We start from the raw sequence: 25,708 nt of genomic DNA, 5'->3' as shown, positions 1-25,708 counted from the left end.
GGTGGGGAAAACCTTGAAGGAACCTTGAGCGGCTACTTCCCTTTCCTGCGCAGCACTCCACGGCGGGGTTTGCGTTTCGTGGCGCCTTTCGCCTCGGGCGCGGGCAGTTCGACCCACGCGCCGGTCTCGGTGCTGCGCTGGACGGCGTCGAGGACGCGCTGGACGCGCAGGCCGTCGGCGAAGTCCGGGCTGGCGGGGGTGGCGTCGATGACGGCGCGGATGAAGTCGTGCGCCTGGTGCGTGAACGGCTGCTGGTAGCCGATGGTGTGCCCGGGCGGCCACCACACGTCGAAGTAGGGGTGCGTCTTCTCGGTGACGAGGATGCGGCGGAAGCCCTGTTCGGCGGCGGGCGCGTCGGTCTCGTAGAACATCAGCTCGTTGGGCCGTTCGAGCTCGAAGACCGCCGAGGCCTTGCTGCCGTTGAGTTCCAGGCGCAGGCCGTTCTTGCGGCCGGTGGCGAAGCGGCTGGCCTCGAAGGTCGCGACGGCGCCCCCGTCGAGGCGGGCGAGGAAGGAGGCGGTGTCGTCGACGGTGACCTCGCCGGTGCCGTCGTCGTCGGACAGGGGCCGCTCGGTCACGAAGGTCTCGGTGTCGGCGACGAGCCGCGTGATGTGCTGGCCGGTGACGTAGGCGGCCATGTCGACGATGTGGGCGCCGATGTCGCCGAGGGCGCCCGATCCGGCCTTGTCCTTGTCGAGGCGCCAGGTCCAGGGCGCGTCGGCGTCGGCGAGCCAGTCCTGGAGGTAGACGGCGCGGACGTGCCGCAGCCTCCCGAATCGTCCACTTTGGACGAGGTGGCGCAGGAAGGTCACGGCGGGCACGCGGCGGTAGGTGAAGCCGACCATCGCGACGAGGCCGGGTGACTCCGCGGCGACGGCCGCCATGCGCTCGGCCTCCTCGACGGTGTTGGCCATCGGCTTCTCACACAGCACGTGCTTCCCGGCGCGCAACGCGGCGATGGCGATCTCGGCGTGGGTGTCGCCGGGGGTGCTGATGTCGACGATGTCGATGTCCTCGGCCTCGACGACGGCGCGCCAGTCGGTCTCGGCGCGGCTCCAGCCGTACTGGCGGGCGGCGGCGGTGACCATCTCGGTGCTACGGCCGCACAGGGCCGTCAGCTGGACCGAGACCGGCAGGTCGGCGTACACCGGGTTCACGTCGCGCCAGGCCGCCGAGTGCGCCTGGCCCATGAACGCGTAGCCGATCATGCCGACGCGCAGCGTCGTCACGGGCGGTCCGGAGTCGTCGTTGGTGCCCATGTAGGTGCACCTTAGTCGAGCGGACCGACGAAAGGCTCCGCCGGACCGTCTTCGTCGGGCTTCCGACCGGCTGCGTTCGACACCCTGCCTGGTCGAAGGTCAAGGCCCCGCCTGGTCTTTCAGGCATTCCCGGCGGGCGCCGCGGTCCATAGCGTCCACCGCCATGAACCAGCTCAGAACGCACCTCGCGCGCGGCCTCGGCGCCGTCGCCGTGCTCGCCGTCGCCGTCGCCGTCACCGCCTGGCTGTCACCCGGCGGTGTCGGCACGAACGAACTCGCGATGGTCACCGACGGCGCCTCGGCGTCGCTGTACCGCGCGCTGTCCGACGTCCCGCCCGCCGGCCTGGCCACCGCACTGGAGATCCTCACCCTCACCTGTCTCGCCGTGCTCGGTCTGTGGACGGCGTTCACGTGGCTGGCGGCCGTCCGGCGGCGGGACCACGTCCGCTCGGCGGCGGGCGTGGTCGCGGGCGTCGGGACCGTCGCCGCCTACGGGCTCAGCGAGGCCTGGAAGCTCGCCGTCGACGAGGAGCGGCCGTGCCGGGCGGTGCCGGGCGCCTCGGCGATCGCGGAGTGTCCCGAACCGGGCGACTGGTCCTTCCCCAGCAACCACGCGACCGTCGCGATGGGCGTCGCGGTCGCGCTGATGATCCTGCGGCCGCGGCTGACGGCCGTCGCGCTTCCGCTCGCGGCGGCGGTGGCGGTGCTGCGCGTGGTCGTCGGCGTGCACTACCCGCACGACGTGCTCGCGGGCGCGGTCCTGGGCGCGGGTGGCGTCGTCGCCGCTCATCTGGCGCTGACGCGGTTCGGGTCAGTGCTCGTGCGGCGGTTCCGCCGGGACGATTCCGGCCTCGTGGGCGACGACGGCCGCGGCGGCCCGGTTCTCCACGCCGAGACGCGACAGGATCGCGCTCACGTGGAACTTCACCGTCCCCTCGACCACGCCCAGCCGGCGGGCGATGCGGCCGTTGGCCCATCCGGCGCCGAGGTACGACAGCACCTCCCGTTCCCTGGGGCTCAGCGCGCCGACCCGCGCGCGGGCGTCCGCGCGACGGGTCGCGCGCGTCCCGTCGCCCCCGGCGGCGAGATGCGCGACCACCCTGGCGGCGACCTTCGGTGACAGGAAGGCGGCGCCGTCGGCGACCGCACGGACCCCGGCGATGAGCTCGTCGGGGTCGCCGGACTTGACCAGGAAGCCGGTGGCGCCGGCCCCGAGCGCGCGGAGGATGTAGTCGTCCTCGCCGAAGGTCGTCAGCATGACCACGCCGGTGTCCGGGAGGGTGCGGCGGATCTCGGTGGCGGCGGCGATCCCGTCGGTGCCGGGCATGCGGATGTCGAGGACGGCGACGTCGGGCCGGTGGCGCCGGGCGAGCTCGACGGCGGTGTGGCCGTCGGCGGCCTCGGCGACGATCTCGATGCCGTGGCCGGCAGACAGGACCGCGCGCACCCCGGCGCGGACCATGGGTTCGTCGTCGGCGATCAGGACGCGGATCATGCGCCGGGCTCCTCGGAGACGATGTCGGCGGACAGCAGGATGGTGCCGGCGAAGCAGAGGCGGTAGGCGTCGCCGGAGCGGTCGTCGAAGGGGTCGGAGGTGATCTCGTAGTACTCGCAGGCGGTGCCGGGTGGTTCGGGCGCCTCCGGGTGGGCCGGTGTCTCGGTGGTGGGCAGAAGGTGCGCGAAGTCGCCGCGTTCCTGGCCTGGGCGCAGGCCCGCGAAGACCTCGGCGTCGAGGACCGAGCCGCGCGCCGACAGCAGTTCCCAGCCGCGCAGTCCCGCACCGACGACGGCGAAGGTGACCAGGGGGACGAGGACGGCGGCGGCGATGGTGAGCCGGATCCGGCGGCGGGCACTGCGGTGGCGAGGTGGGGCGGGGTCGTGAGGGGCGCGCGTTCAGGCAGGCGGGCGCCCTCCCGGCCGGCATCGGCGAGGAACCGCCCGGCGAACCACGGCACCATCGTCTCGGCGAGCAGCAGCGCGAGGAAGCGGAAGCCGTGCGGGATCCACGCCGGTTCGAGCGCCAGCGCGGTCACGGCCGCGGCGAGCGCACCGACGGTGACGAGCACGGTCGCCCGGGCCAGGCCGGGCAGCCGTCCCGCGACGAAGGCGAGCAGGACGGTCGGGATCGCCCACCACGGGCTCCACACGCTCAGGGCCGCGAAGACCAGGGCGAACCCGACGGCGACGGGGCCGAGGCGGGCGAGGTCGACGGGTCGGTTCACCGTGGCGACGATACGTCGCGGTTGCGAGCGGGTGGGACGTGCCGGTGGCGTGGCATACGGTCGGCGGGTGACGGAGAAGGCGGGCTCGGAGCGTGCCGGGCGAGAAGGCGGTGACGCCGACCGGCGGCTGATCGCGGCCGTGGCCGATGGCGACGACGCGGCCGTCGAGGGCGCGCTCGCCGGAGGCGCCGACCCGGATGTGCTCGTGACGCGCTGGCGGCGGTCGGTGCTCGTGGCGGCCGCGTCCGCGGGCCGGGCCGACATCGCGCGGCGGCTGCTGGACGCGGGCGCGAGTGTCACGCGGGTCGGTGGCTTCGGGGCCTCGCCGTTGCGCGCGGCCGTGACGGCGTCGGCGCCCGCCGTCGTCCGCCTGCTGCTGGAGCGGGGCGCGCTCACGACGGAGCCGGGCGTCTTGGCCCAAGCGGTCGGACGGCCGACCCACCGTCCGGCACCGGGCGGCCTGGAGGTCTTGGCCCACCTGCTCGCCGAGGGCGCCGAGTCCGGGCCCGACGAGGAGGCGGCCTTGGTCGTCGCGGTCACGGCGTCGGCCGCTCCGGCGGTGCTGCGGGTGCTGCTCGCGCACGGCGCCGACCCGGACCGGCGGCGTTCCGACGGCACGCCCGTCATCGTCCTGGCCGCGCGGCGGGGTGATCACGCGGCGCTCGACGTCCTCGTGGGCGCCGGGGCGGACGTGGAGGCGGCCGACGCGATGGGCCGTACGGCGTTGATGCACGCCGTCGAGCGTGACCACAAGAAGGCCGCGGGCGTCCTGCTGCTGGCAGGTGCCGACCCCGGTGCCGTGAGCCCCGACGGGACGACGGCGTCGCGGCTCGCCCGCGGGTGGGGTCTGCAGAATATCCGCTTCCGGCTCGGCGAGGACGTCGTCGGCCGCGAGGTCGCGGTGATCGAACGGACCACGCTGCGCCTGCGCCCGACGGGCGTGCGCATCGACGGGGATCCGGCGATGTTCGGGTTCCTCGCCGACGTCGTCGCGATCGTGCTCGGCGATCTCGGTGACGCCGAGTGGGCGACGCGCACGGGCCTGTCCGCCGCGGACGCCCGGGCCTTCGCCGTGCGGCTGCGCACCGACGCCGTCGCGGCCGAACAGGGTTCGTGGTTCGAGGTGGGCGCTTCGATGACGGAGCTGGCGACGGTGCGCTCGGCCCTCGTCGAAATGGCTTACGGCACGACGAGGACGACGCCGGTGGGGACGACGCGCGTCGACGTCGAGGACCTGCTCCGCGAGCTCGAACTCCGGCTCGCGGGCTGACGGCGGCGGCGAAAAACGCTCGACCGTCCGCGTCCTCGTCGCGATCATGTCCCCATGTCTCGCGTTGTGCTCGTGACCGGTCTCCAGGCCGCCGGGAAGTCGACCGTCGCCGCGGCCCTGGCCCGGCGGATCTCACCCCTGGCGGCGCATTTCGACGGTGACGTCCTCTATCACGCGGTGGTGTCCGGTCACGTCGACATGACGCCGGATCCGGATCCGGCGGCGGTGCGGGAGCTGCGGCTTCGGTACGCGGGGTCGGCTCTGCTGGCCTCGCATTACGCGGGCGGCGGCGTCGACTTCGTGTGCAGCGACATCATCATGGGTGAGGACGTGTCCACATGGATGGACGACGTCCGGGACGCCGAACGGCATCTGGTGGTGCTGTGGCCGTCCACGGAGGCGGTCGTGCGCCGGGAGATCGGACGCGGGTCGAACTCCTACCGCGACTGGGGTTCCGACCTGACGGCCGCCGTCGACGCGATGCGCGCCGACTTCGCGACGACGCCGAGGCGCGGACTGTGGCTCGACTCCAGCGATCTGACCGTCGACGAGACCGTCGACCGGATCCTGGCCGACGACATGCGGGCCTCACGCTACTGACGCCGGCGGGGTCGCTCCGCGTCGATTATGACGATCGGTCTATTCTCTTCCCATGGCCACCAAGGGCGATGAGACGAGAGCACGGCTGATCACGGCGACGCGCGCGCTGATCGAGGCCAAGGGCTACCACGGCACCGGCCTCAACGAGGTCATCGCGACCTCCGGCGCGCCCCGCGGCTCGATCTACCACCACTTCCCCGGCGGCAAGGACCAGCTCGTCACCGAGGCCCTGGCCGCCGCCGGGCGCGAGGTCGACGGCATGGTCGCCGAGGCGGCCGCGACGACGCGCGACTCCCGCGACCTCGTCATGGGACTACTCGGCGCCCTCACCGACCGCATGGTCGCCGCCGACTACGCCAAAGGCTGCCCGGTGGCCACCGTCGCACTGGAGGTCGCCGCCTCCAACGACGCCCTTGCGGCGGTCTGCGACGGCATCTACACGAGCTGGCGACGCGCCCTCGCCGGGGCGCTGCTCGCCGACGGCCACCCCACCGCCGACGTGGACGACCTCGCCGCGACGGTCCTCGCGCTCATCGAAGGCGCCCTCCTGCTCGCCCGCACGGCCCGCAGCCGCACACCCGTCGACCAGGCCGGTCGCCACATCGCCAGACTCCTGACAACCGGCTGAACACGGTCCGAGCGGCGGGAACGCCGCCGAGAAGGTAAGTCCCCGCTCCATTCGAAGGTCACATCCGCCCGCACGACGCACGATCGTCGACTCAGATTATGCAGATCGGTCTAGAGAGGAACATCATGACCGCACCCCTCCCCGACACGGCCGTCTTCGGCGCCACCGGGCTCATCGGCCGCTGGTTGCTGCTTCACCTCCTCGCCGAGGGCCGCGCCGTCGCCGCCGTGCTCCGCGACCCGGCCCGCTCCGAGGAGGACCTTCGGACCTGGCTGCGCGAGCACGACACCCCCGACGACCGGCTCACCGTCGTCACCGGAGACGTCACCGGCGGCCCGAGCCTGGGCCTCACCCCGGCCGACGACGTGCTGCTCACCGGCGTCCGCGACGTCCACAACACCGCCGGCCTGTACCGCTTCGGGCTCGGCCGCGAGGAGGCCCGGGCCGCCAACGTCGACGGCGCCCTCAACGTGCTCCACTGGGCCGCGACCCGCACGGACCTGCGCCGCCTCGTGCACGTCTCCGGCTACCGCGTCGGCCTCGATCCCGAGCCGCGATACCCGATCCCCGAGCCCGAACTGAGCCGCCTGTACCGCGAAAAAGGCGCCTACGAGGGCTCGAAGACCGAGAGCGACGCGGCCGTGCGCGTGCTCGCCGCCGAACTCGGCGTGCCGTTGACGGTGGTCAACCCCAGCACCGTCATCGGCCACTCCGCGACCGGCGAGGCGGGCCAGTACATCGGGCTCGCCGACCTGGTGCGCGACATCTGGCGCGGCAGGCTCCCCGCACTGCCCGGCGATGCCCGCACCTTCGTGCCCGTGACCACCGTCGACCACCTGGCACGGTTCATGGCCATGACACCCGTCCATGATCATGAACCCGGTGGCGCCCACTGGATCCTGAATCCGGATACACCCGAGCTCCCCGGACTCGTCCGGCTTCTCGCCGGGCACCTCGGCGTCAAGGCACCGAAACGCCACATCCCCGTGTCACTGCTGCGGCGGCTTCCGGCCTGGCTCACCGGCGCAGACCCGGAGACCCTGGGGTTCCTGACCGACGAGCGCTACGACACCGCCTCGGCCGAGCGCCTCGCCGCCACCGCAGGGCTGGCGATGCCGCCCGTCGAGGAATCGCTGCTCCGGTGGGCCGACCGCCTCGTCGCCGACGGCTTCGGCGACTCCCCCACCACGACGCCCGGCGGATTCCACGACGTGGCCGGTGCGCGGACCTACCTCGCGGGCGACCGGGTCGCGCCCGCTTTCGTTCTGCTGCACGGGCTCCCGCTCGACGGCGAGTCCTGGCGCGGGGTCCTCGGCGAGCTCGGCGAGGAGCGCGTGCTGGTCGCGGACCTGCCCGGGCTCGGACGTTCGGCGCCATCCACGGCGGGGCCCGCGGAGTGGCTCGCGGACCTGCTGGCGCCCGTGCGGTCGCGGCCGGTGATCGTCGCGCATTCGGCGGCGAGCGGGCCCGCGATCCGTTACGCGGCCGCGCATCCCGATCGGATCGGCGGGCTGGTGCTGGTGTCGCCGTACTTCCTGCAGAAGCGCGCGTCGTGGCCGCTGCGGACGCCCCTGCTGGCCGGTCCGGTGTTGCGCCGGATGTCCGCCGACCGGCTCACCGCGACGCTCGTCGGAGCCGACGCCACGGGAGGGGCGCGCGTCGCCGTCGCGAGCGCCGCCGCCCAACTTCGGCGGCCCGGTGTCGCGCGGAGGACCGCGCGTTTCCTGCGCGATGCTCAGCGGACCGGCGAGCGCGCCGGACTTCTGGCGCTGCTGGGGGGATTCGAACGCGGACGCGTCCACCTCATCGCCGGTGAGGAGGATCCGCTGGTCGGCGATCCGGGACCCGTCGCGGTCACGGTGATCCCCGGTGCCGGTCATGATCCGCAGTTGACCCACGCGGCGGCCGTGGCGAAAGCGCTACGAGACATGCCCTCGCGTGCTGGCCTGCGGAGCACGCGTGCGTCCACAATGGTGAAGTGACCGTCGCATCCCTTGCTCGCCAGGGGATGTGGTGGCCGACCGCCAGATTCACCGGTTACGCAGGGGGTGCGGTGGAAGTCAGGTTCACGGTGGCCTCGTCGTCGCGTCAGCTCGACGGCGAGGATCTCTACCGGGCGCTGGCCCGGACACCACGGGTCGCGACCGAGGCGCGGCTGACCCGGATCTACGGATCCGGCGCGGAAGGCCAGCTGGGCGGGGTGCTGGAGACGATCCTCGCGGTGGCGAACACCGCCGCCGCGGTCGGTGGTGCGGTCGCGGCGACCGGCGCGTGGCTCACGTCGCGGCGCACGGTCGCGCGGCAGCAGGACCGGCCGCTGGAGATCACCGTCGAATGTGGAGCCCGGCGGGTGGTGCTCAGTGCCGGTACGCCCGAGGAGGTCCGCGGCGCGCTCGGCGTTCTCGGCCTGCTCGAAGGGGAGTCGCCGGAGTGACGGGGCTGCCCGGCTCGGAGGGTTCGCGGGTCGTGCTGATCGGCGTGCCCAAGTACCGCGAGGACGTCTTCGCCGACATCCCCGGTGTGGCCAACAACGTCGCCGAACTGCGGCGGCTGCTCGCCGACCCGCTCGTGTGGGGGATCCCCGAGGAGAACATCTGCCGCGTCGACGAGCAGGCGGGCCCCTCCGAGGTGCTGGACCGCATCCACACCTCCGCCGTCGAGGCCACCGAGGCGCTCATCGTCTACTTCGCCGGACACGGACTCGCCGACCGCGACGGGCTGCGGCTCATGCTGTCCGGCTCGTCGCCGGGCCGCCGCTGGACGGCACTGTCCTATCGCGACATCCGGGATCTGTTGCTGGACCACGGATCCCAGGCGGCGTGGAAGACGGTCATCCTCGACTGCTGCTTCGCCGGCGCGGCCTTCGACGGCACGCTCAGCGCCGCCGACCAGATCACCGACCTCGCCGCGATCCGCGGCACCTGCGTCCTGACCGCCTGCGGTGAGACCGAGTTCGCGTGGGCGCCGCCGGAGGACCGGTACACCGCCTTCAGTGGAGAACTCATCCGCCTGCTCGGCCAGGGGGTCACCGGCGGACCGGAGTTCCTGGACGTGGAGGCGATCTACCACCGTGCCCGCAGCGGCCTGCGCGCGATCGGCGGCCCCGAACCGCAGTGGCGCGTCCACGAGGACGGTGCCCGGGCCGTACTCGCCCGCAACAGGGCCTGGCGGGCCGCGAGTCCGGCGAAGACCGCGACGGCGAGTTCACCGCCTCCGCCCCGGCTGCGGCGCGAAGGCATCGACGTCCACATCCGCCTCAAGAAGGACGGCTGCTTCGGGATCGCCGGTGACACCGCCTACTTCGAGACCGAGCGCGCGCTGATCGGGATCGACCTGCGCGGAGGCGCCGTGGCCTGGGCGAGGCCGCTCGGTGAGGACGACCAGGTCGTCGACTACAACAACTGCCTCCAGATCATCGACGAGACCGGTACCTCGCTGCTCGACCCGGCGACCGGCGCCGTCTCCTTCCGCCGGGCGGACGGCGGCGTTCACCTGGCCATGATCAGCGTGTCGGGAACGACCATGATGGTCGGCTTCGACGACGACGGCGACACCGTCCAGCGCCTGAGCGGGGTGTCGGCCGAGGACGGCTCCCTGATCTGGGAGTACGAAGGTGACTTCAACGATCCCAGCGGCTTCATCGCCGACGGGCTCGGTCGTACGTGGGAGCTCGCCACGGCCGACGGCACGGGCCGGCTCATCCGGCTCGAACTGCGCGGGGGCGTGCGGCACGAGACCGGGATCGAGGCCGTCGACAGCGCTTCCGGGGACATCACCAGCGACGGGCTCATGTGGGTCCTCACCCGTGCGGAGGACCGCGCCTCGCTCACCGTGAAGTCCCTTGTGGACGGATCGACGCGGCTCTCGCTCACCGACTTCACGGTGCCGGGGCTGGACACGACCCTGTCCTGGCGCAATCGCGGCGAACTGTCCCGGCTGCTGAAGTCCCCGCAGACGCACGAGCTGGTCATCGCCGACGAACGGTCCAAGGCGGCGGCGATCTGGCTCGGCGCCCGTGGTCTGAGCACCGCCGCCCTCTGGGCACCCGACGACCTCATCGAGAACCTCGGGACCTACCGGGCCATGCTCGGACGCGCCGACGGCCACACCATGACCCGGATCCACGACCGCGACGGCCGTCTCGTCTCCAGTCACGACCGCCACTTCTGGCGAGTCGACGAGTTCACCGCCATCAGCGCGCCGAGGATCCCGGCCGACGACGGCGTCCCCGTCACCTCCCGAGTCGCGCTCCTCGACGTCCCCACCGGCCGCGTCACCGAACTCGGCTCCGTCACGACCTTCGGCGGCGCCGTCTGGTCGCGCACGCACCTGGCCGCGCCGACGCCCGACGGGGTGCGGATCTGGCGCTACCGCGACTGACCGCGGCAGCGCCGGTCCGGCACTACTTGTAGAGCACCCGCGACAGCCGCCGCGACGCGAAGGCCAGGCACACCGCCGCCACCGCGACCAGGTAGGCCGCGTGCACGAGCATCCACGGCGACAGCTCACCCAGCGTGCAGGCCCGCAGGAGCTCGATCCCGTGGTACAGCGGCGAAGCGTGCACGATCCACTGGAGGGGCTCGGGGTAGTTCTCGATCGGCGCGAAAGACCCGGAGAACAGGAACATCACGAAGATGAACGCCATCATCCAGTCGAAGTCCGGCCAGTTGCGGAAGTACGTCGTGGCCAGCAGCCCGATCCCGGAGAAGGCCAGCCCGACGAGTACCGAACCGGGCAGCGCCAGCAGCGACCACCACGTCTCGGTCAGCCCGAGCCCGGCCATCACGACCAGGAAGGCCGTGCTGTAGATCCCACCGCGGATCAGCGCCCACGAGATCTCGCCCGCGGCGACGTCGCGCGGCCGCATCGGCGTGGCGAGCACGCCGTCGTAGAGCTTCATCCACTTGAGCTTGCCGAACACGTTGAAGGTCGTCTCGGCGACCGCGGCGTTCATGGCCGCGCTGGCCAGCATCGCGGGGGCGACGAAGACCGCGTAGTCGACCATCCGGCCGTCGGGCAGTTCGATCTGCTTGACGAGCGCGCCGACCCCGACACCGAGGGAGAACAGGTAGAACAGCGACTCCAGCAGTCCGGTGAGGATCACCAGCCAGCCGTGTTTGTGGACCGCGTAGTTGCGCTCGACCATCGCGCCGGGGCGCAGGCCCTTCTGGCGGATGGCGAGCGTGGTCATGACCGTCATGTGGTTCCTCCTCTCAGACCTTCAGTCGCTTCGCGAGAGCGGCGCGGGCGAACATCCAGCCGCCGACCGCCCAGACCACGAGCACCGCCAGGTGCGCGAGCCAGGGCCAGGGCGGGGCGACGCCCAGCGTCGACGCGCGGGACAGCTCGACGCCGTGCCACACCGGCGAGATCCAGGCGAGTGGCCGGATCGCCAGTGGAAGCTGGTCGAGCGGGAAGAACACCGCCGAGAACAAGGTGAGCGGCAGGATCCCGAAGCGGTGCACGATCGACAGCGCCGACTCGTTCTTCACCGACATCGAGATCGCGTACACCGCGCCGATGGAGGCGAGCGCGGTGAGCATCGCCGCGAGGATCGCCAGCGGTGCGAGGGGCGAGTCGAGCAGCCCGAAGGCGGCCATGACGAGGAAGAAGACGACGGCGGAGACGGCCGCGCGGAACAGCGCGTAGAGCAGGTGGCCGTTGAGGATGTCGTCGTTGGTCAGCGGTGAGGCCTGCATGGCCTTGTACTGGCTGCCCCAGCGGGTGGCGGCGTAGACGGGCCAGGTCAGTTCGCCGGTGGCGATCTGGAAGGCCGTCGAGGCGAGCAGGCCGGGGGCGATGAAGGCGACGTAGTCGGCGCCGCCGATGGCGTCGGAACCGTTGACGTAGCCGCCGACGGCCATGCCGAGTCCGAGGATGAACAGGAGGGGCAGGAGGAAGCCGGAGAACACCGAGCCGTGCCAGGTCCGGCGGTAGTTGAGCAGCCAGTGCTCGAAGGCGTGGAGGGCTCCCGATCCGGTCGCGCGGGAGGGCGACTCCACGTTTTCGGAGACGGTGGTCATCAGTCGACCAGCGTCCGGCCGGTGAGGCGGAGGAAGACGTCTTCCAGGGTCGCGCGGCGTTCGAGGACGCTGGCGGGCTGGAGGCCGCGGCCGTGGACCTCGGCGACGGTGGATTCGCCGTCGTCGGTGTAGAGGAGGACGCGGTCGGGGAGGACTTCGACGCGTTGCGCGGTGCCGTCGAGCTTCTCGGCGATGGTGCCGTGGTCTTCGGTGTTGAAGCGCAGTTCGACGACTTCGCGGGTCACGTGCGCCTCGATGAGCTGGCGGGGCGTGCCCTCGGCGGCGATGCGGCCGCCGTCCATGACGACGAGACGGTCGCAGAGTTGTTCGGCCTCGTCCATGTAGTGGGTGGTGAGGACGAGGGTGACACCGCGCTGCTTGAGGCGGAAGAGGCGTTCCCACACCAGGTGGCGGGCCTGCGGGTCGAGGCCGGTGGTCGGCTCGTCGAGCATGACCAGTTCGGGTTCGTTGATCAGTGAACGGGCGATCGTCAGCCGCCGGCGCATGCCGCCGGAGAGGTCTTCGACCTTCGACTCGGCGCGGTCGGACAGCTGGACGAAGTCGAGCAGTTCACGGGCCCGTTCGCGGGCGACCTTGTACCTGATGCCGAAGTAGCGGGCGTAGATGACGAGGTTCTCCAGGAGGTTCAGCTCGGTGTCGAGCGTGTCGTCCTGGGGAACGACGCCGAGGCGGGCCCGGATCCTGGCACCGTCGGTCGCGGCGTCCATGCCGAGGATGCGCAGCTCGCCCGCCGTGGGCGGCGAGACGCAGCCGATCATGCGCATGGTCGTGGACTTGCCCGCGCCGTTGGGGCCCAGGAAGCCGAACGCCTGGCCTTTGGGGACGTTGATGTCGATGCCGTCGACGGCGGTGTGGTCGCCATAGCGCTTGATGAGGCCGCGGGCGGAGATCATGTCTTGCACGCGGCGACGGTACAGCGGGGGTGTGACGGAGTCCAACCGTATTCGCCGCCCGTTCCCGGGCGGGGCCGCGCGCCGTTCCCGGCGCGCGGCCCGAAAGGTCCGGATCACACGTACCCGTCGAACTCCACGATCGACCACCAGCTGCTCGCAGCGCCCGTCTGCACGACCCTCACGTAACGTGCCGCCCGAGCCGGGAAACCGACCGTGACCAGCGCACCCGTGCCCGATCCCGTCGCAACCGGGTTACCCCAGTTCGTCCCGTCCGTCGACAGGTAGACCTGGTAGCCGCGCGCGTAGTCGCCGCCGTAGCCGCCGGAGTCCATGGTGATCTGGCGGAGATTGTGCGCCGCCTTCATGTCCACGACGATCCACTGGCCGTTCGCCATCGGCGTCCCGCTGCTCCAGCGGGTTCCCGTCCCGTCGAGCATGTTGCCGGGGACGTCGGCGCCGGCGGTGGCCGAGGCGGTGGCGGTCCAGCCGGTGCGGGCGAGCTTCTGCGGGCCGGGCGCGGTGCCGCCGCCGTAGGAGGCGAGGTAGGCGGGGACGGTGGCGGTCCCCTGGGCGGGACCGCCGGTGTCGTTGATGACGTGCCGGATCGTCCCGTTACCGCCGAGCGACACCGCGAGCAGGTTGCGGAACTCGACGCCGGCGGTGTTCGGGGCCTCGAAGCCCCGGTCGGCGACGATGCTCGGGTCGACGTTGAAGTAGCAGTAGCTCCCGACGCCCCACGCCTGGTGGGCGGTGACGCCGTCGGCGACCTTGTAGGCGGCGTAGCCGTTGGCGCCGGTCCGCCAGGCCGCCTGGTTCGGCGGGTCGTAGGGCATCTCGTTCTGGAAGAACACCGTCCGGCCGCGCTGTCCGTTCCAGATCACCTGGTACTTCTGGTAATGCTCGACGAACAGCCCATAGGCGATGACGTCGGCGCCGTTGACGATCACGCCGGTGTCGGCCGGGTTGGTGGTCCACCCGACCCCGGCGCCGTGGTCGGCGCGCCAGGCCCAGATGTGGTCGATGATCACGTCGCGGCTGTTGACGACCAGGCTCGTCGTCGCCGCGCCCGGGCCGGGCCCGCCGATCCGGAAGTAGACGTCCTGCACGGTCGTCGGGTCGGCGGCGTGCGAGGCGCCCGCGCCCGACGGGCCGACCTGGAGCAGAACCGGCGAGCGGACCGTCCCGGCGTCGAAGAGCAGCCCGGCGAGGCGCACGCCGTCCACATCGGACACCGTCATCGCGGTGATCCCGTTGTCGGGGATCAGGCTGGCGTAGCCGATGCCGAGCACGACGGTTCCCGCGCGGGTGACGTTGAGCGTCTGGTTCAGGTGGTAGATCCCCGGCGTGAACAGCAGGTGCTTGCCCGCCGCGAGCGCGGCGTTGAGGGTCGCCGCGCCGACGCCGGGCGTGGCCACGTGGAAGGACGACAGCGGCAGCGACGTGCCGGGCGTCGGGCCGCTCGCCCAGGTCGTGCCCTGCGAGTTGCGTCGCAGCGCGGGCAGGAAGACCTGGTACTGGCCGGAACCGTCGATGTGGAGGTAGGGCTTCTCGCGGGTCACCGGACTGGTCGGCAGGACCGTGTACGGCGGGTTCGGGAAACTCGCGGCGGGCGCGCCCGCCACACCGGAGAAGACCATGTTCCACACGCCGTTGAGCCAGCCGCCGATCCGGCTGTCGCGGGTGAGCCACTGCTGCTGGGAGTAGGGCTGCGCGACCCGGTCGATGAGGCTGTCGGCGATGTACCCGCCGCTGGCCCAGCCGTAGCCGCTCGGCGCGAGGTTCAGGTCGCCGCGGACGTGGACCCGCCGCATGGGTGCGGCCTGGGAGACGGCCCAGCGGTTGAAGCCGGGCGGTGGGGCGATGGCGAGGTTCTCCACCGAGCGCCAGAAGTTCTGGGTGGCGTTGCCGCCGAACCAGCCGGCGTCGACGGTCACACCGTTGAGGGTGACGTCGTCGGGATTGCGCCCGAGGCCCGCGATGGAGGTGTGGAAGCCCACGTTGGCGTTGACGTCGTACGTGCCGGGCTTGAACAGGAGGGCATAGCGCTGGGGCCCGAACTGGTTGCTCTCCTGTTCGGCGAAGACGGCGTCGAGGCGGCTCTGGATGCTCGCGGCCGACATGGAGGGGTCGAAGACGAAGGTGTTGGGACCGAGGACGGGGTCGGCCGCGGCGGCCGGTGCCGCGGTCACCCCGGCGATTAACGGGGAGGTCACGGTGGCCGCGGCGATGCCGAGGACGTGGCGTCTGCGCATGGAGGGCTCCTTGGGGCCGTGGTGTCACATGCAGTGGGAGAGCGCTCTCCCGCGACGCTAGTGAGCCGAATCGCCTACTGTCAAGGTTTCCCGGGCGTTTCGGACGCGTGACGTCTCGCGGGCCCGAGCCGGAAATGTCGGCACCGAGCGGATGACCTGCCGTTTCACCGGCATACCAAGGGAAAGCGCTCTCCACCGGCGTCCGTCAGATGGGACGATTCGCCGAGCCCGCCCACCGTCGGACAAGATCCCCCCATGGCCTTCACTCTTCGCCCGGCCGAACCCGGCGACAGCGCGTTCATCACCGACATGCTCGTCGAGGCCGGCGACTGGGGACACACCGGCGCGACGAGCCCCGAACGCGTCGCCCGCATCCTCGCCGACGTCAAGGCCGCCCGCTACGTCACCGGCTGGCAACGGCCCGGCGACATCGGTGTCGTCGCCGCCGACGAGGACGGCGCACCGATCGGCGCGTGCTGGTCGCGGCTGTTCACCCCCGAGGAGCCCGCCTACGGCTTCGTCGCCGCCGACGTGCCCGAACTCGCCATCGGCGTCGTGCGTCCCTGGCGCGGCAAGGGAATCGGCCGGACACTGCTGCGCGAGCTCCTGGACCGCGCCCACGCGGCCGGGCACGCCCGGATCTCGCTCGGCGTCGACCTCGACAACCCCGCCCGGCGACTCTACGAGGCCGAGGGTTTCATCACCGTCGACACCCGCCCGACGGCCGTGACCATGGTCCGGTCGCTCTAGACCGCCCGGCTCGCCTGCTCCCGCAGGCTCCGCGCGTGCTGTTCGAGCGAGATCAGCTCACCGAACAGCTTCATGTACAGGTCCTTCTCCTCGACCGGGTTGACCCGCTGGAGACGCGACTTGATCGCGTTGACCTGCTCGGTCACCAGAGGCAACTGCACCCGCGCGAGCGTCAGCTCGACGTAGCGCGGCTCCGGCTCGCCCATCACCCGCAACGGCTCGACGGCCAGCTCGCCGACGAGCGCCTGCGCGCCCAGATCGGCGCAGGAGTCGGTGACCGCCGAGATCCACACCGGCCCGCCCGAGGCGACCGAGGCGCCGCCCGCGGCCGCGATGGCCTTGCGGATCTCGGCGTGCAGGGGATGCCCGTAGTGCGAGTCGTCGACGGCGTCGAAGTACGGTCCGGCCAGCGCCGGCGACTGGATCGCCAGCTTCAGGGCCTCACGCTCGACCAGCCAGCGCGGGTTGTCCGCGGCGAGGACCTGCGGCCGGCGCGGCGGCTCCACGCGCTCGCCCTTGACGGTCGCCACGGCCCGGCGGACGCGTTCGACCTCCATGCCGAGACGGCCCGCGAGATGGTTGACGTAGCCGGGGATCAGCGAGCGGTCCTTGATCTTGGCGATCATCGGCGCCGTCGCGCGCAGCCCGGCGACCTGCCCTTCGACGGTGTCGAGGTCGTGGCGGGCGAGCACGCTGCGCAGCGCGAAGGCGATCAGCGGCTCGCGGGTGGCGACCAGGTCGCGGACGGCCTCGTCGCCTTTGGCCAGGCGCAGGTCACAGGGGTCCATGCCGTCGGCGGCGACGGCGATGAAGGTCTGCGCGACGAACTTCTGCTCGTCCTCGAAGGCCCGCAGCGCGGCCTTCTGCCCGGCGGCGTCGCCGTCGAAGGTGAAGACGATCTCACCGCCGAACTCGTCCGAGTCCATCAGCATCCGCCGCAGCACGTTGATGTGCTCCGACCCGAAGGCCGTCCCACACGTCGCCACGGCCGTCGGCACGCCCGCGACGTGGCAGGCCATGACGTCGGTGTAGCCCTCGACGATGACCGCCCGGCTCTGCTTGGCGATCTCCCTTTTGGCGTGGTTGATGCCGTAGAGGACCTGACTCTTCTTGTACAGCGGCGTCTCGGGGGTGTTGAGGTACTTCGGCCCGTCCTCCTCCTCGGCGAGCTTGCGCGCGCCGAAGCCGATGACGTCGCCCGCCAGGTCGGTGATCGGCCACAGCAGGCGGTTGCGGAAGCGGTCGATGAGCCGCCCCGAGCGCGCCGGTTTGGCCAGGCCCGCGTCGACGAGCTCGTTCGACGAGAAGCCCTTCTGCTGGAGGTGCTTGGTCAGCGCGTCCCAGGCGTCGGGGGCGAAACCACAGTGATAGGTCTCGGCGGCCGTCCGGTCGAAGCCGCGCTGGTTGAGGAACTCGCGCGCGATCAGCGCCTCGGGACGGGCGAGCTGCTCGCGGTAGTAGACGGCGGCCTCGGTGTGGGCGGCGAGCAGACGCTGTTTGACGCCCTGTTTGGGACGCATGATGGTGCTTCCACCGGCGTCCTCGTAACGCAGCTGGTAACCGGCCTTGGACGCCAGCCGCTCCACCGACTCGGCGAAGCTGAGGTGTTCCAGGCGCATCAGGAAGCTGATCGCGTCGCCGCCGACGCCACAGCCGTGACAGAAGTAGAAGCCGCGGGAGGGCGTGACGTGGAAGCTCGGGCTCTTCTCGTCGTGGAAGGGGCACAGACCCTTGAGGTTGCCGCTGCCCGCGGGTTTGAGGGTCACGTGCTCGGCGACGATGTCGTCGATCGCGGTGCGTTCTCGCACTGCTGCGATGTCCTCATCGCGGATCCGGCCGGCCACGCGGCAACCTTACCCGTCCCACGCGGGGGGCCAGGTAGGCGCGACTTCACCGGTCGAGGGCCCGGGGTGATGCGCTAGAGTCCGAGGCCATGTCCCCACAGCGACCGTCTCCGCGCCACCGCGAGCGCGCCTGTGACCCATCGGGAACGCGGTTCGCCCGGCTTCGGGCAAAGGTCTCGTTCGAGTAGTCTGCCCTGCGAGTGCGAACCGCCCACGCCTGCGAAGTGATCGCGAGTGCCGCCCAGCTGTCGTCCATGAGGGAAACAGAGAATCACCGATGAGGCCCCCAATGGTTCCCAATCCTGAATCCGGTCCCGCCGAGCCAGAACAGCAGGCGGCGCCGCAGCCTCCGCCTCCGCCGACGAAGACGCTGGCGCCGGAGACCCACGGCCGCGGTGTCCGGATGGCGATCTACCTGTCGGGTGTGGCGATCATGCTCGCGCTGATCGGATGGATCGTGTTCCTGCCGCCGGACTCGCCCGGTCCCGGTGGGGGCGCCGGGGACGACGCCTCGCCGAGCGCGTCGGCGCCGCCGGAGGCTCCCGACCCGCTGCTCGCCGCCGACGGGACCATCGATCCCGCCGCGTATGTGGACATGGCGGGCAAACTGGCCACCGACGAGGGCCTGAACTGGCGGATGGGCCCCGACTGGCACAAGTATCACGGCAAGACCGACTTCGACGGCCTGACCACCGCGCCGAAGGTCGACGACAAGCCGCTCAACCTGCCGCTCGGCAACGTCGACCGGCAGTGGCAGCTCGGCTCGACGCCCCCGCCCAGCCTCGATTCGCTGCGGAACATCCAGGGGCAGGTCGGCTACGTCCCGAAGGAGGAGCAGCTGCCGGGTGTCGACCACATCACCTCGGTCGAGACGACGACCACCACCGTCGGTTACGCCCCCCGCGAGGGCGGGCGCCTGTCGACCGACGGCCATCCGGAGGTCGAGCTCGCCAACGGCGAGGCCGGTCAATGCGCCAGTGACGCCGACATCCCGATCGGAGATCTGGTCGACATGGCCCGCGCCGACGGGCTCGACGGCGCCGCGCACGCGGTCATGGTCTTCAACAAGGGCCTGATCGCCACGGCCGGGACGAGCGGCACGCAGGGCGGCCAGTGCCTGAAGCTGCCGAAGAACCTCGTGCCGACGGCCGTCGCGGTCACACCGGGCAACGAGTTCGCGCTGATCACGGTCTGGGACACCAAGAAGATCCAGGGCGGCGTGGCCGTGGTGGCGCTGACCGGTAAGCAGCAGAACACCCGCGCCGACTTCGCGACCCCCTTCCCGGCGCTGCCGAACTCCGGCTTCACCGTCGGGATGAAGCTCCTCGGTGTCGTGCCGCTGCCCGAGCTGGTCGCACCGACCGGGATCGGCGTGACCACCGACTACCACGGCAACACCGAACTGGACCGCCGCGGGGAGTGGCTGACGACACCGGAGGGCCGCGCGGCCACCGCGCAGAACGTCGCGCACAACGGCAGGGCCGTGATCGTATCGGCGGCCGAGCGCAAGGCCGTCACGGTCGACTTGACGCCGCTGTTCACCGCCACCAACGACGCGTACTTCGGCGAGACGGTGACCGGTCCCCCGCTGACCGGTGACGGCAAGAAGGAATGGCCCTACACCTTCAGCGGCAAGAAGGGCATGACGCCGACCGTCGGCAACGTCGTCGCGCTGCCGTCCTCGCCGAACGCGGCGAGCCTGGCCTGGGACGGCAAGTACGGCTATGTCGCCACCCGCGACGGCATGCTGCGGGTCCTGTCGCTGGAGAACCCGGCGCAGGTCGCCGAGGTCGGGCAGATCCCGGTGGGCGCCAACCCCACCTGCGTGACGCACACCCGCGACGGTTCGCAGTTGCTCGTGACCTCGCGCGGCGACCGCGCCGTGAAGTGGGTGCAGCTGGAGGGCACGGGTGGTTCCGTCGCCCGGAGCCTGACCGACTCGCGCCTCGCCGACCCGGTCTGCGCCGAGGACCTGGGCTCGATGCTCCAGCCGGGCGAGACGGGCGTGCAGGTCACGACCGCGCCGGTGCTGGCGATCGCCGACTTCGGCGGCGGCCTGGTGCACAACTTCCGCATCGGCGAGGCCGTCTTCGCCGACGGTTCGCGCGCCGAGATCCCCGCCGAGGGCTTCGAGTACGGCGGCGCCTACGACCCGAAGGGCAAGCCCTTCCGGGTGTCGGTCACCCTCGACCGCCCCGCCTGACGCACGACACGCCGAAGGGCCGGGAGACCTCTGGTCTCCCGGCCCTTTCGCGTCTCTAGGAGAACAGTCCCGCGTTCTCCCGGCCCCACTGCGCGAAGGTCCGCGCGGGCCTGCCGGTGACGCGCTCGACGGTGTCGACGACCGTGTAGCCGATCTCGGGGGTGTTCTTGCGGACGTCGACCATCCACGCCGCCGAACCCTCGTCCCAGCCCTCGGCGAGCAGCTGCGCGAGGACCTGTTCCTCGGTGAGCTCGACGAGGGTGAGGTCGCGGCCGAGCGCCTCGGCGAGGACGGTGACCTTGTCGCGGATCGTCAGGGCCTCGGGGCCGGTGATCGTGTAGGTCTGCCCGGCGTGCCCGTCCTGGGTGAGGGCGGCGACCCCGACGGCGGCGATGTCGGCCTCGTGGACGAGCGCGCTCAGGGACTCGGGGAAGCCTTCGCGGACCTCGCCGCTCTCCCGGATCCGGTCGGCCCATTCCCGGTGGTTCGACATGAACTCGACCGGGGTCAGCATCGTCCAGTCGATTCCGCTCGCCTGGACGGTCTCCAGGAAGGCGTCGTCGCCGGGCCCGCGCAGGATCGTGACCTTCCCGACGCCGGCCTCCCGGGCCAGTTCCATGATGCGCTGGCCGGTCGTGAGGCTCTCGTAGTCGCCGCCGAAGGTGATGAGGTGCGCGGCCGTCACGCCGTCGAAGACGCCTGTGAGGGTGTCCGGGTCGGTCAGGTCGCCCGCGACGACCTCGACGCCCTCGGGCAGCGTGGCCTTGGCGGGGTCGCGGGTGAGCGCGCGGACCGCGTGGCCGGCCTCGTGCAGCTGGCGGACGATCTGGCCGCCGACGGTTCCGGTCGCTCCGGTGACGAGGATGGTCATGGTGGTTCTCCGTTTCGCTCATGTGCTGGTACCCGAAGGCTATGAGCGATTGCGGACAGCTTCGGTCCTCAAGGCGAGACCGTGCGAGATTCCCCGACAGACGGACGCGCGTCGGCGATCCGAGCCGCCCGGTTCACTGCTCCCGCGGCGTCAGCACACAGAACTCGTTCCCCTCGGGGTCGGCGAGCACGACCCAGCCGACCTCTTGCTGGCCGATGTCGACGTGGCGGGCGCCCATGTCGACCAGCCGCTCGACCTCGGCGGCCTGGTCGTCGGGGTTGAGGTCGATGTGCAGGCGGTTCTTGACCGACTTGGGGTCGGTCACCGACACGAAGCAGAGTCCGGGGTGGCCGTTGTCCTTGGCGCCGATGACGGCCTCGTCGGAGGCCTCGTAGAGGAGTTCGTAGCCGAGCACCTCTCCCCACCAGCGCGCGAGCCGGGCCGGATCCGCCGCGTCGATCACGATCGTGTACCACCGGCTGCCCACAATGGACTCCCCTCGTTGGGATCGGGTGCCTCGATACTGCTGCGTCACCGCACGGTGGTCAAGGGGTCGGCGTGCGGCAACCTGTTCGCCATCCGGTGGGCACGGACCGACCGGACGTGAGGCGCGCGCGGGGAAACGGAACCGGGCCCCGCCGAAGCGGGGCCCAGGTCGACGGGGTGGGTTTACTCGGCGGCCTTGGGACGGTAGGTGGCGATGATCAGGCCCGTGGGGTTGATCTTGGTGTCCAGCAGCTCGAAGCTCGCCTTGAAGCCCTTGAGCGGCGCCGACACGCTGTCGCCCCCTTCGATGACGGGGTGGATCCACAGGCGGACCTCGTCGACGAGGCCGGCCTCGATGAGCGCGGTGGTGACCGTCCCGAAGCCGTACTGCAGGATGTCCTTGCCCTCGGACGCCTTGAGCTTGGCGACGGCCTCGACCAGGTCGCCTTCGAGGACCTCGGTGTTGTTCCACGACGGGTCGGTCAGGGTCGTGGAGGCCACGTACTTCTTGACGCTGTTGAAGTAGGCCGCACCGGTGCTCGGGTCGCTCTCGTCCATCGTCGGCCACACCGCGGCGAAGCCGTCGTAGGTCTCGCGGCCCATCAGCAGCGCGTCGGCGTTGCTCGTCTGCGACTCGGCGAACTCGGCGTCGAAGTACGGCATGGTCCACATCGGGTTCTCGATGACGCCGTCGAGGGTGATGTAGGTCGAGTTGATGAGCTTGCGCATTGTCTTCTCCTGTTTTCGTTCCCGGTCTCGCTGACAAGGAGAACTCTGCCGGAGGGGCCTTACGGTTTTCTTCAGGTCGCCTGACGCGCCTCCCGGCGAGCCGTAAGCGCGGCTCGGGCCGGGTGAGTGCTGCGTCACCGTCCGGAATGGACGGACGGCGCGGGTCGTTGTGCCGGTTGAACGGACTTCATGACCCCCCTGGGAAGGAACAATGACCACTCGATCGCCGATCCATCCGGGCGGCCGCCCCGCGCTCCCGGTCCACGACCGAGTGGACGACGAGGACTTCGCGCCTCTCGTCGACGACGGTGACCCCTGGGAGGCGTTCTTCGCCGCCGAGGACACCGCACCCGCGGCGGGCGATTCCCTGCCGCTCGCCGCCTAGCCCGCTGTTATCGGGCACTTCCGGCCGATTGATACCGCGCCGTCCCGGGTACACGAAGGTATGGACATCGCAGCGGCCATCATTCTCGTCGCGCTCGGCGTCGCCCTGGGTCTAGGTGTCTACATCTGGAGCCGCCGGGCCTCGCACGAGCACGACCACCCGGACATCACCATCGACGAACGGCACGAGCCACGCACGCGCAGGCTCGTGCACTCCACCGCCGACCGGCCCCCGTTCAACTACTGGGGACATCCCTACCAGCGGTGAGTTCGCACGTGAAGGTCCCCTCCGGCCGCGGCCGGAGGGGACCTTCACGTCGTGGTCAGCGGCTGTCGACGTGTTCGGCGCCGGCCGCGCGCTCTTCGAGGACCGCCTGCCCGGCGGCTAGCCGCGCGATCGGCACCCGGAACGGCGAGCAGGACACGTAGTCGAGCCCCGCGCGGTGCAGGAAACGCACCGACTCGGGGTCGCCGCCGTGCTCGCCGCAGACCCCGAGGTGCAGGCCGGGACGGGTTTCCCGGCCGCGTTTCACGGCGATCTCGACGAGTTCGCCGACACCGGAGGCGTCGAGGGTCTCGAAAGGCGAGGCCGGGAAGACGCCCAGTTCCAGGTAGCGGCCGAAGAAGGCGCCTTCGACGTCGTCACGGGAGAAGCCCCAGCCGAGCTGCGTGAGGTCGTTGGTGCCGAAGGAGAAGAAGTCGGCCTCCGCCGCGATCCGGTCCGCGGTCAGGGCCGCGCGCGGGATCTCGATCATCGTGCCGATCGGGACGTCCCCCGACCCCTCGACCTCGGCGAGGACCTGCTCGGTCTGCGCGCGGATCACGGCGAGCTCCCGCACGTCGCCGACGAGCGGGACCATGATCTCCGGGCGCGGGTCGAGGCCCTCGGCGCGCAGGGCCGCGGCGGCCTCGGCGATGGCGCGGACCTGCATGTCGTAGAGGCCGGGGAGGGTCAGGCCGAGCCGGACGCCGCGCAGCCCGAGCATCGGGTTCTGCTCGTGGATGCGCCGGACGGCGGCCAGCAACCGCACCTCCCGCGCGTGCTCCTCGCTGTCGTCGCCGCGTTCGTCGGCGAGCGCGACGGACACCGCGAGGTCTTCGAGCGAGGGCAGGAACTCGTGGAGGGGCGGGTCGAGGAGGCGGATGGTGACGGGGAGGCCGTCCATGGCGCGGAGGATGTCGCCGAAGTCGGCGCGCTGGAGTTCGAGGAGCTGGTCGAGGACGGGGGCGCGTTCGTCCGGGCCGGAGGCGAGGACGAGGCGTTCGACGAGGACGCGCCGCTCGCCGAGGAACATGTGCTCGGTGCGGCACAGGCCGATGCCGGCGGCCCCGAAGCGCCGGGCGCGGGCGGCGTCCTCGCCGGTGTCGGCGTTGGCGCGCACGCCGAGGCGGCGGGTGTCGTCGGCGTGGCCCATGAGGCGGGCGACGGCGGCGATGAGCGGGTCGCCGTCGGGTACCTCACCGGTCTCGAAGTACTCCACGACCGGCGAGGGCCGCACGGCGACCTCGCCGAGGTAGACGGCGCCGGTGGAGCCGTCGACGGAGATGATGTCGCCTTCGGTGATGACGGTCTCGGTGCCGTCGGCGGCGGTGACGACGGCCCGGTCGGCCTCCACGCCGAGGGTGTCGGCGCCGCACACGCAGGTCTTGCCCATCCCCCGGGCCACGACGGCGGCGTGGGAGGTCTTGCCGCCGCGGGCGGTGAGGATGCCCTTGGCGGCGAGCATGCCGGGCAGGTCGTCGGGGTTGGTCTCCTTGCGCACCAGGATGACCGGGGCGCCGGTGGCGGCGCGCGCGGCGGCGCGGTGGGCGTCGAAGACGGCGGCGCCGACGGCCGCGCCGGGTGAGGCGGGGACACCGACGGCGACCTTCGGGGTGTCGTCGCCGACCTCGCCGAAGGTCGGGAACATCAGCTGCGCGAGCTGCGCACCGGTGACCCGCCCGAGCGCGGTGTCGACGTCGATGAGGCCGTCGTCGACGAGGGAGGCCGCGATCGTGAAGGCCGCGGCGGCCGTCCGCTTGCCCACGCGCGTCTGGAGCAGCCACAACCGCCCGCGCTCGATGGTGAACTCGATGTCGCATAGGTCGCGGTAGTGGTCTTCGAGGATCCGCGCCGAACGCATCAGCTCGTCGTAGCCCGCCTTGTCGATGCGCGCGAGCTCGCTGATCGCGACGGTGTTGCGGATACCGGCGACGACGTCCTCGCCCTGGGCGTTGGGCAGGTAGTCGCCGTAGACGCCCTGTTCGCCGGTCGCGGGATCGCGGGTGAAGGCCACACCGGTGCCGGAGTCCGCGCCGAGGTTGCCGAAGACCATGGCGACGATGTTGACGGCGGTGCCGATGTCGTCCGGGATGCGCTCGGTGCGGCGGTAGAGGACCGCGCGCTCGCCCTGCCAGGAGGAGAACACCGCGCGGATGGCCAGGCGCAGCTGCTCGGCGGGCTCCTGCGGGAAGTCGCTGCCGGTGTGCTTGAGGACGATCGCCTTGAAGGAGTCGACGACGCCTTTGAGGTCTTCGGCGTCGAGGTCGACGTCGTCGTCGACCCCCTTGGCCGTCTTCGCCTCGGCGAGGGCCTCCTCGAAGGGGTCGCCGGGGACGTCGAGGACGGTCTTGCCGAACATCTGGATGAGGCGCCGGTAGGAGTCCTGGGCGAAACGCTCGCTGCCGCTCTGCGCGGCGAGGCCGTCGACGCTGCGGTCGGAAAGGCCGACGTTGAGGACGGTGTCCATCATGCCGGGCATGGAGAACTTCGCGCCGCTGCGGACGGACACCAGGAGGGGGTCGGCGGCGTCGCCGAACTTACGTCCCATGGACTCTTCGAGAGCGGCCAGATGCGCGGCCACCTCCTCGTCGAGTGTGGACGGGACGTCCCCGTCGGCGAGATAGGCGCGGCAGGCCTCGGTGGTGATCGTGAACCCCGGCGGGACGGGCAGCCCGATCCGGGTCATCTCCGCGAGGTTGGCTCCTTTTCCTCCGAGCAGGTCGCGCTGGTCTTTATTTCCTTCGGTGAAATCGAAGACGAACCTTTGCATTTCGGCCTCCCGACTGCGCGGCCGCGTCGTTGCGGCGGGTGGTCGTGGAGGCTAACGGCTCCGCGTGGTGATCGTAAGTCCACAGTGGGAAATCGCACTCCACGCCGCGTATACGCGCTCATTTCCACCCTGTCACACACACCGACACTCAGCCAGACAAGTGACGTTAAGCGATTGACGGCCCCGCGCGGGCCGTTTCCGCAGGGTTGATACCCACCTCCGCGCGCGGTCATACGATCCC

21 protein-coding genes and 1 pseudogene are annotated in these 25,708 nt (G+C 71.3%); 11 read left to right on the top strand and 11 right to left on the bottom strand.

Going from position 1 to position 25,708, the window contains the following annotated elements; all coding sequences use genetic code 11:
* Positions 1–32: 32 nt before the first annotated feature.
* Positions 33–1,259 (bottom strand): Gfo/Idh/MocA family protein, encoded by a 1,227-nt coding sequence (locus HNR73_RS10100; RefSeq protein WP_184787097.1) that lies wholly within the window; start codon positions 1,257–1,259, stop codon positions 33–35.
* A 163-nt stretch (positions 1,260–1,422) separates the two neighbouring features.
* On the opposite strand from HNR73_RS10100, the pseudogene HNR73_RS39015 reads away from it, so the two are divergent.
* Positions 1,423–1,992: pseudogene (locus tag HNR73_RS39015) on the top strand (phosphatase PAP2 family protein); the annotation flags it as partial.
* Positions 1,993–2,070: 78 nt separating this feature from the next.
* Here the strand turns inward: HNR73_RS39015 and HNR73_RS39010 are convergent.
* Positions 2,071–2,754, bottom strand: a complete 684-nt coding sequence (locus HNR73_RS39010; protein ID WP_203686148.1) for a response regulator transcription factor — start codon at positions 2,752–2,754, stop codon at positions 2,071–2,073.
* A 794-nt stretch (positions 2,755–3,548) separates the two neighbouring features.
* On the opposite strand from HNR73_RS39010, the gene HNR73_RS40660 reads away from it, so the two are divergent.
* The 6 genes from HNR73_RS40660 (at position 3,549) to HNR73_RS10065 (ending at position 10,359) form a co-directional block, all read left to right on the top strand.
* Positions 3,549–4,751: an ankyrin repeat domain-containing protein gene (locus tag HNR73_RS40660; protein ID WP_184787095.1), complete on the top strand. Its 1,203-nt coding sequence runs from the start codon at positions 3,549–3,551 to the stop codon at positions 4,749–4,751.
* A gap of 54 nt (positions 4,752–4,805) precedes the next feature.
* On the top strand, positions 4,806–5,351 hold the full coding sequence (locus HNR73_RS10085) for a phosphotransferase-like protein (RefSeq protein ID WP_184787094.1): 546 nt from the start codon (positions 4,806–4,808) through the stop codon (positions 5,349–5,351).
* A gap of 52 nt (positions 5,352–5,403) precedes the next feature.
* A complete protein-coding gene (locus HNR73_RS10080) occupies positions 5,404–5,979 on the top strand; it encodes a TetR/AcrR family transcriptional regulator (RefSeq protein ID WP_184787093.1) in 576 nt (191 codons plus the stop codon).
* A 125-nt stretch (positions 5,980–6,104) separates the two neighbouring features.
* Positions 6,105–7,961 (top strand): alpha/beta fold hydrolase, encoded by a 1,857-nt coding sequence (locus HNR73_RS10075; protein ID WP_184787092.1) that lies wholly within the window; start codon positions 6,105–6,107, stop codon positions 7,959–7,961.
* A 71-nt stretch (positions 7,962–8,032) separates the two neighbouring features.
* A complete protein-coding gene (locus HNR73_RS10070; RefSeq protein WP_184787091.1) occupies positions 8,033–8,413 on the top strand; it encodes an effector-associated constant component EACC1 in 381 nt (126 codons plus the stop codon).
* The gene (locus HNR73_RS10065; protein WP_184787090.1) at positions 8,410–10,359 is read left to right on the top strand and encodes a caspase, EACC1-associated type; all 1,950 of its coding nucleotides are present in this window, start codon (positions 8,410–8,412) and stop codon (positions 10,357–10,359) included. The genes HNR73_RS10070 and HNR73_RS10065 overlap by 4 nt, the downstream gene beginning before the upstream one ends.
* A gap of 22 nt (positions 10,360–10,381) precedes the next feature.
* Here the strand turns inward: HNR73_RS10065 and HNR73_RS10060 are convergent, their stop codons facing one another.
* From HNR73_RS10060 to HNR73_RS10045, 4 genes are all read right to left on the bottom strand, one after another.
* A complete protein-coding gene (locus HNR73_RS10060) occupies positions 10,382–11,179 on the bottom strand; it encodes an ABC transporter permease (protein ID WP_184787089.1) in 798 nt (265 codons plus the stop codon).
* A gap of 13 nt (positions 11,180–11,192) precedes the next feature.
* Positions 11,193–12,002 (bottom strand): ABC transporter permease, encoded by an 810-nt coding sequence (locus tag HNR73_RS10055; RefSeq protein WP_184787088.1) that lies wholly within the window; start codon positions 12,000–12,002, stop codon positions 11,193–11,195.
* Complete coding sequence (locus tag HNR73_RS10050) at positions 12,002–12,916, bottom strand: ABC transporter ATP-binding protein (RefSeq protein WP_184787421.1); 915 nt, start codon at positions 12,914–12,916, stop codon at positions 12,002–12,004. The genes HNR73_RS10055 and HNR73_RS10050 overlap by 1 nt, the downstream gene beginning before the upstream one ends.
* Positions 12,917–13,029: 113 nt before the next feature.
* Positions 13,030–15,168, bottom strand: coding sequence for a discoidin domain-containing protein (locus tag HNR73_RS10045; RefSeq protein WP_184787087.1), 2,139 nt, complete (start codon positions 15,166–15,168; stop codon positions 13,030–13,032).
* A 255-nt stretch (positions 15,169–15,423) separates the two neighbouring features.
* Here HNR73_RS10045 and HNR73_RS10040 point away from each other — a divergent pair, with 255 nt between their 5' ends.
* Positions 15,424–15,918: a GNAT family N-acetyltransferase gene (locus HNR73_RS10040; RefSeq protein WP_184787086.1), complete on the top strand. Its 495-nt coding sequence runs from the start codon at positions 15,424–15,426 to the stop codon at positions 15,916–15,918.
* Here the strand turns inward: HNR73_RS10040 and dnaG are convergent.
* Positions 15,915–17,762 (bottom strand): DNA primase, encoded by a 1,848-nt coding sequence (gene dnaG, locus HNR73_RS10035; RefSeq protein WP_184787085.1) that lies wholly within the window; start codon positions 17,760–17,762, stop codon positions 15,915–15,917. The genes HNR73_RS10040 and dnaG overlap by 4 nt on opposite strands.
* Positions 17,763–18,051: 289 nt before the next feature.
* On the opposite strand from dnaG, the gene HNR73_RS10030 reads away from it, so the two are divergent.
* Positions 18,052–19,965 carry a YncE family protein gene (locus HNR73_RS10030; protein WP_184787084.1) on the top strand — a complete coding sequence of 638 codons (1,914 nt, stop codon included), beginning with the start codon at positions 18,052–18,054 and terminating at the stop codon, positions 19,963–19,965.
* 55 nt (positions 19,966–20,020) lie between these two features.
* Here HNR73_RS10030 and HNR73_RS10025 read toward each other — a convergent pair whose 3' ends face one another.
* The 3 genes from HNR73_RS10025 to HNR73_RS10015 form a co-directional block, all read right to left on the bottom strand.
* On the bottom strand, positions 20,021–20,836 hold the full coding sequence (locus HNR73_RS10025) for an NAD(P)H-binding protein (protein WP_184787083.1): 816 nt from the start codon (positions 20,834–20,836) through the stop codon (positions 20,021–20,023).
* Positions 20,837–20,969: 133 nt separating this feature from the next.
* Positions 20,970–21,323, bottom strand: a complete 354-nt coding sequence (locus tag HNR73_RS10020; protein ID WP_184787082.1) for a VOC family protein — start codon at positions 21,321–21,323, stop codon at positions 20,970–20,972.
* 182 nt (positions 21,324–21,505) lie between these two features.
* Positions 21,506–22,051 (bottom strand): dihydrofolate reductase family protein, encoded by a 546-nt coding sequence (locus tag HNR73_RS10015; RefSeq protein WP_184787081.1) that lies wholly within the window; start codon positions 22,049–22,051, stop codon positions 21,506–21,508.
* Between the two features lie 211 nt (positions 22,052–22,262).
* Between HNR73_RS10015 and HNR73_RS10010 the strand changes: the two genes are divergently transcribed.
* Positions 22,263–22,436, top strand: coding sequence for a hypothetical protein (locus HNR73_RS10010; protein WP_184787080.1), 174 nt, complete (start codon positions 22,263–22,265; stop codon positions 22,434–22,436).
* A gap of 60 nt (positions 22,437–22,496) precedes the next feature.
* Positions 22,497–22,703, top strand: a complete 207-nt coding sequence (locus HNR73_RS10005; protein WP_184787079.1) for a hypothetical protein — start codon at positions 22,497–22,499, stop codon at positions 22,701–22,703.
* A 55-nt stretch (positions 22,704–22,758) separates the two neighbouring features.
* Here HNR73_RS10005 and ppdK read toward each other — a convergent pair whose 3' ends face one another.
* Positions 22,759–25,467, bottom strand: coding sequence for a pyruvate, phosphate dikinase (gene ppdK / locus HNR73_RS10000; RefSeq protein WP_184787078.1), 2,709 nt, complete (start codon positions 25,465–25,467; stop codon positions 22,759–22,761).
* Positions 25,468–25,708: the final 241 nt, after the last annotated feature.

It is taken from the genome of Phytomonospora endophytica (assembly GCF_014202425.1).
GTDB classification, from domain to species: Bacteria; Actinomycetota; Actinomycetes; order Mycobacteriales; family Micromonosporaceae; genus Phytomonospora; species Phytomonospora endophytica.
The sequence above is the reverse complement of the archived record's forward strand: the minus strand, read 5'-3'. Positions and strand labels throughout refer to the sequence as shown.

What these genes read in the sequence shown, in the direction of transcription:
- HNR73_RS10100 (WP_184787097.1), bottom strand. Translation starts at nt 1,259, where the DNA reads ATGGGCACCAACGACGACTCCGGACCGCCCGTGACGACGCTGCGCGTC.
- HNR73_RS39010 (WP_203686148.1), bottom strand. Translation starts at nt 2,754, where the DNA reads ATGATCCGCGTCCTGATCGCCGACGACGAACCCATGGTCCGCGCCGGG.
- HNR73_RS10085 (WP_184787094.1), top strand. Translation starts at nt 4,806, where the DNA reads ATGTCTCGCGTTGTGCTCGTGACCGGTCTCCAGGCCGCCGGGAAGTCG.
- HNR73_RS10080 (WP_184787093.1), top strand. Translation starts at nt 5,404, where the DNA reads ATGGCCACCAAGGGCGATGAGACGAGAGCACGGCTGATCACGGCGACG.
- HNR73_RS10075 (WP_184787092.1), top strand. Translation starts at nt 6,105, where the DNA reads ATGACCGCACCCCTCCCCGACACGGCCGTCTTCGGCGCCACCGGGCTC.
- HNR73_RS10060 (WP_184787089.1), bottom strand. Translation starts at nt 11,179, where the DNA reads ATGACGGTCATGACCACGCTCGCCATCCGCCAGAAGGGCCTGCGCCCC.
- HNR73_RS10055 (WP_184787088.1), bottom strand. Translation starts at nt 12,002, where the DNA reads ATGACCACCGTCTCCGAAAACGTGGAGTCGCCCTCCCGCGCGACCGGA.
- HNR73_RS10050 (WP_184787421.1), bottom strand. Translation starts at nt 12,916, where the DNA reads ATGATCTCCGCCCGCGGCCTCATCAAGCGCTATGGCGACCACACCGCC.
- HNR73_RS10045 (WP_184787087.1), bottom strand. Translation starts at nt 15,168, where the DNA reads ATGCGCAGACGCCACGTCCTCGGCATCGCCGCGGCCACCGTGACCTCC.
- HNR73_RS10040 (WP_184787086.1), top strand. Translation starts at nt 15,424, where the DNA reads ATGGCCTTCACTCTTCGCCCGGCCGAACCCGGCGACAGCGCGTTCATC.
- HNR73_RS10030 (WP_184787084.1), top strand. Translation starts at nt 18,052, where the DNA reads ATGGTTCCCAATCCTGAATCCGGTCCCGCCGAGCCAGAACAGCAGGCG.
- HNR73_RS10025 (WP_184787083.1), bottom strand. Translation starts at nt 20,836, where the DNA reads ATGACCATCCTCGTCACCGGAGCGACCGGAACCGTCGGCGGCCAGATC.
- HNR73_RS10015 (WP_184787081.1), bottom strand. Translation starts at nt 22,051, where the DNA reads ATGCGCAAGCTCATCAACTCGACCTACATCACCCTCGACGGCGTCATC.
- HNR73_RS10010 (WP_184787080.1), top strand. Translation starts at nt 22,263, where the DNA reads ATGACCACTCGATCGCCGATCCATCCGGGCGGCCGCCCCGCGCTCCCG.
- HNR73_RS10005 (WP_184787079.1), top strand. Translation starts at nt 22,497, where the DNA reads ATGGACATCGCAGCGGCCATCATTCTCGTCGCGCTCGGCGTCGCCCTG.
- ppdK (WP_184787078.1), bottom strand. Translation starts at nt 25,467, where the DNA reads ATGCAAAGGTTCGTCTTCGATTTCACCGAAGGAAATAAAGACCAGCGC.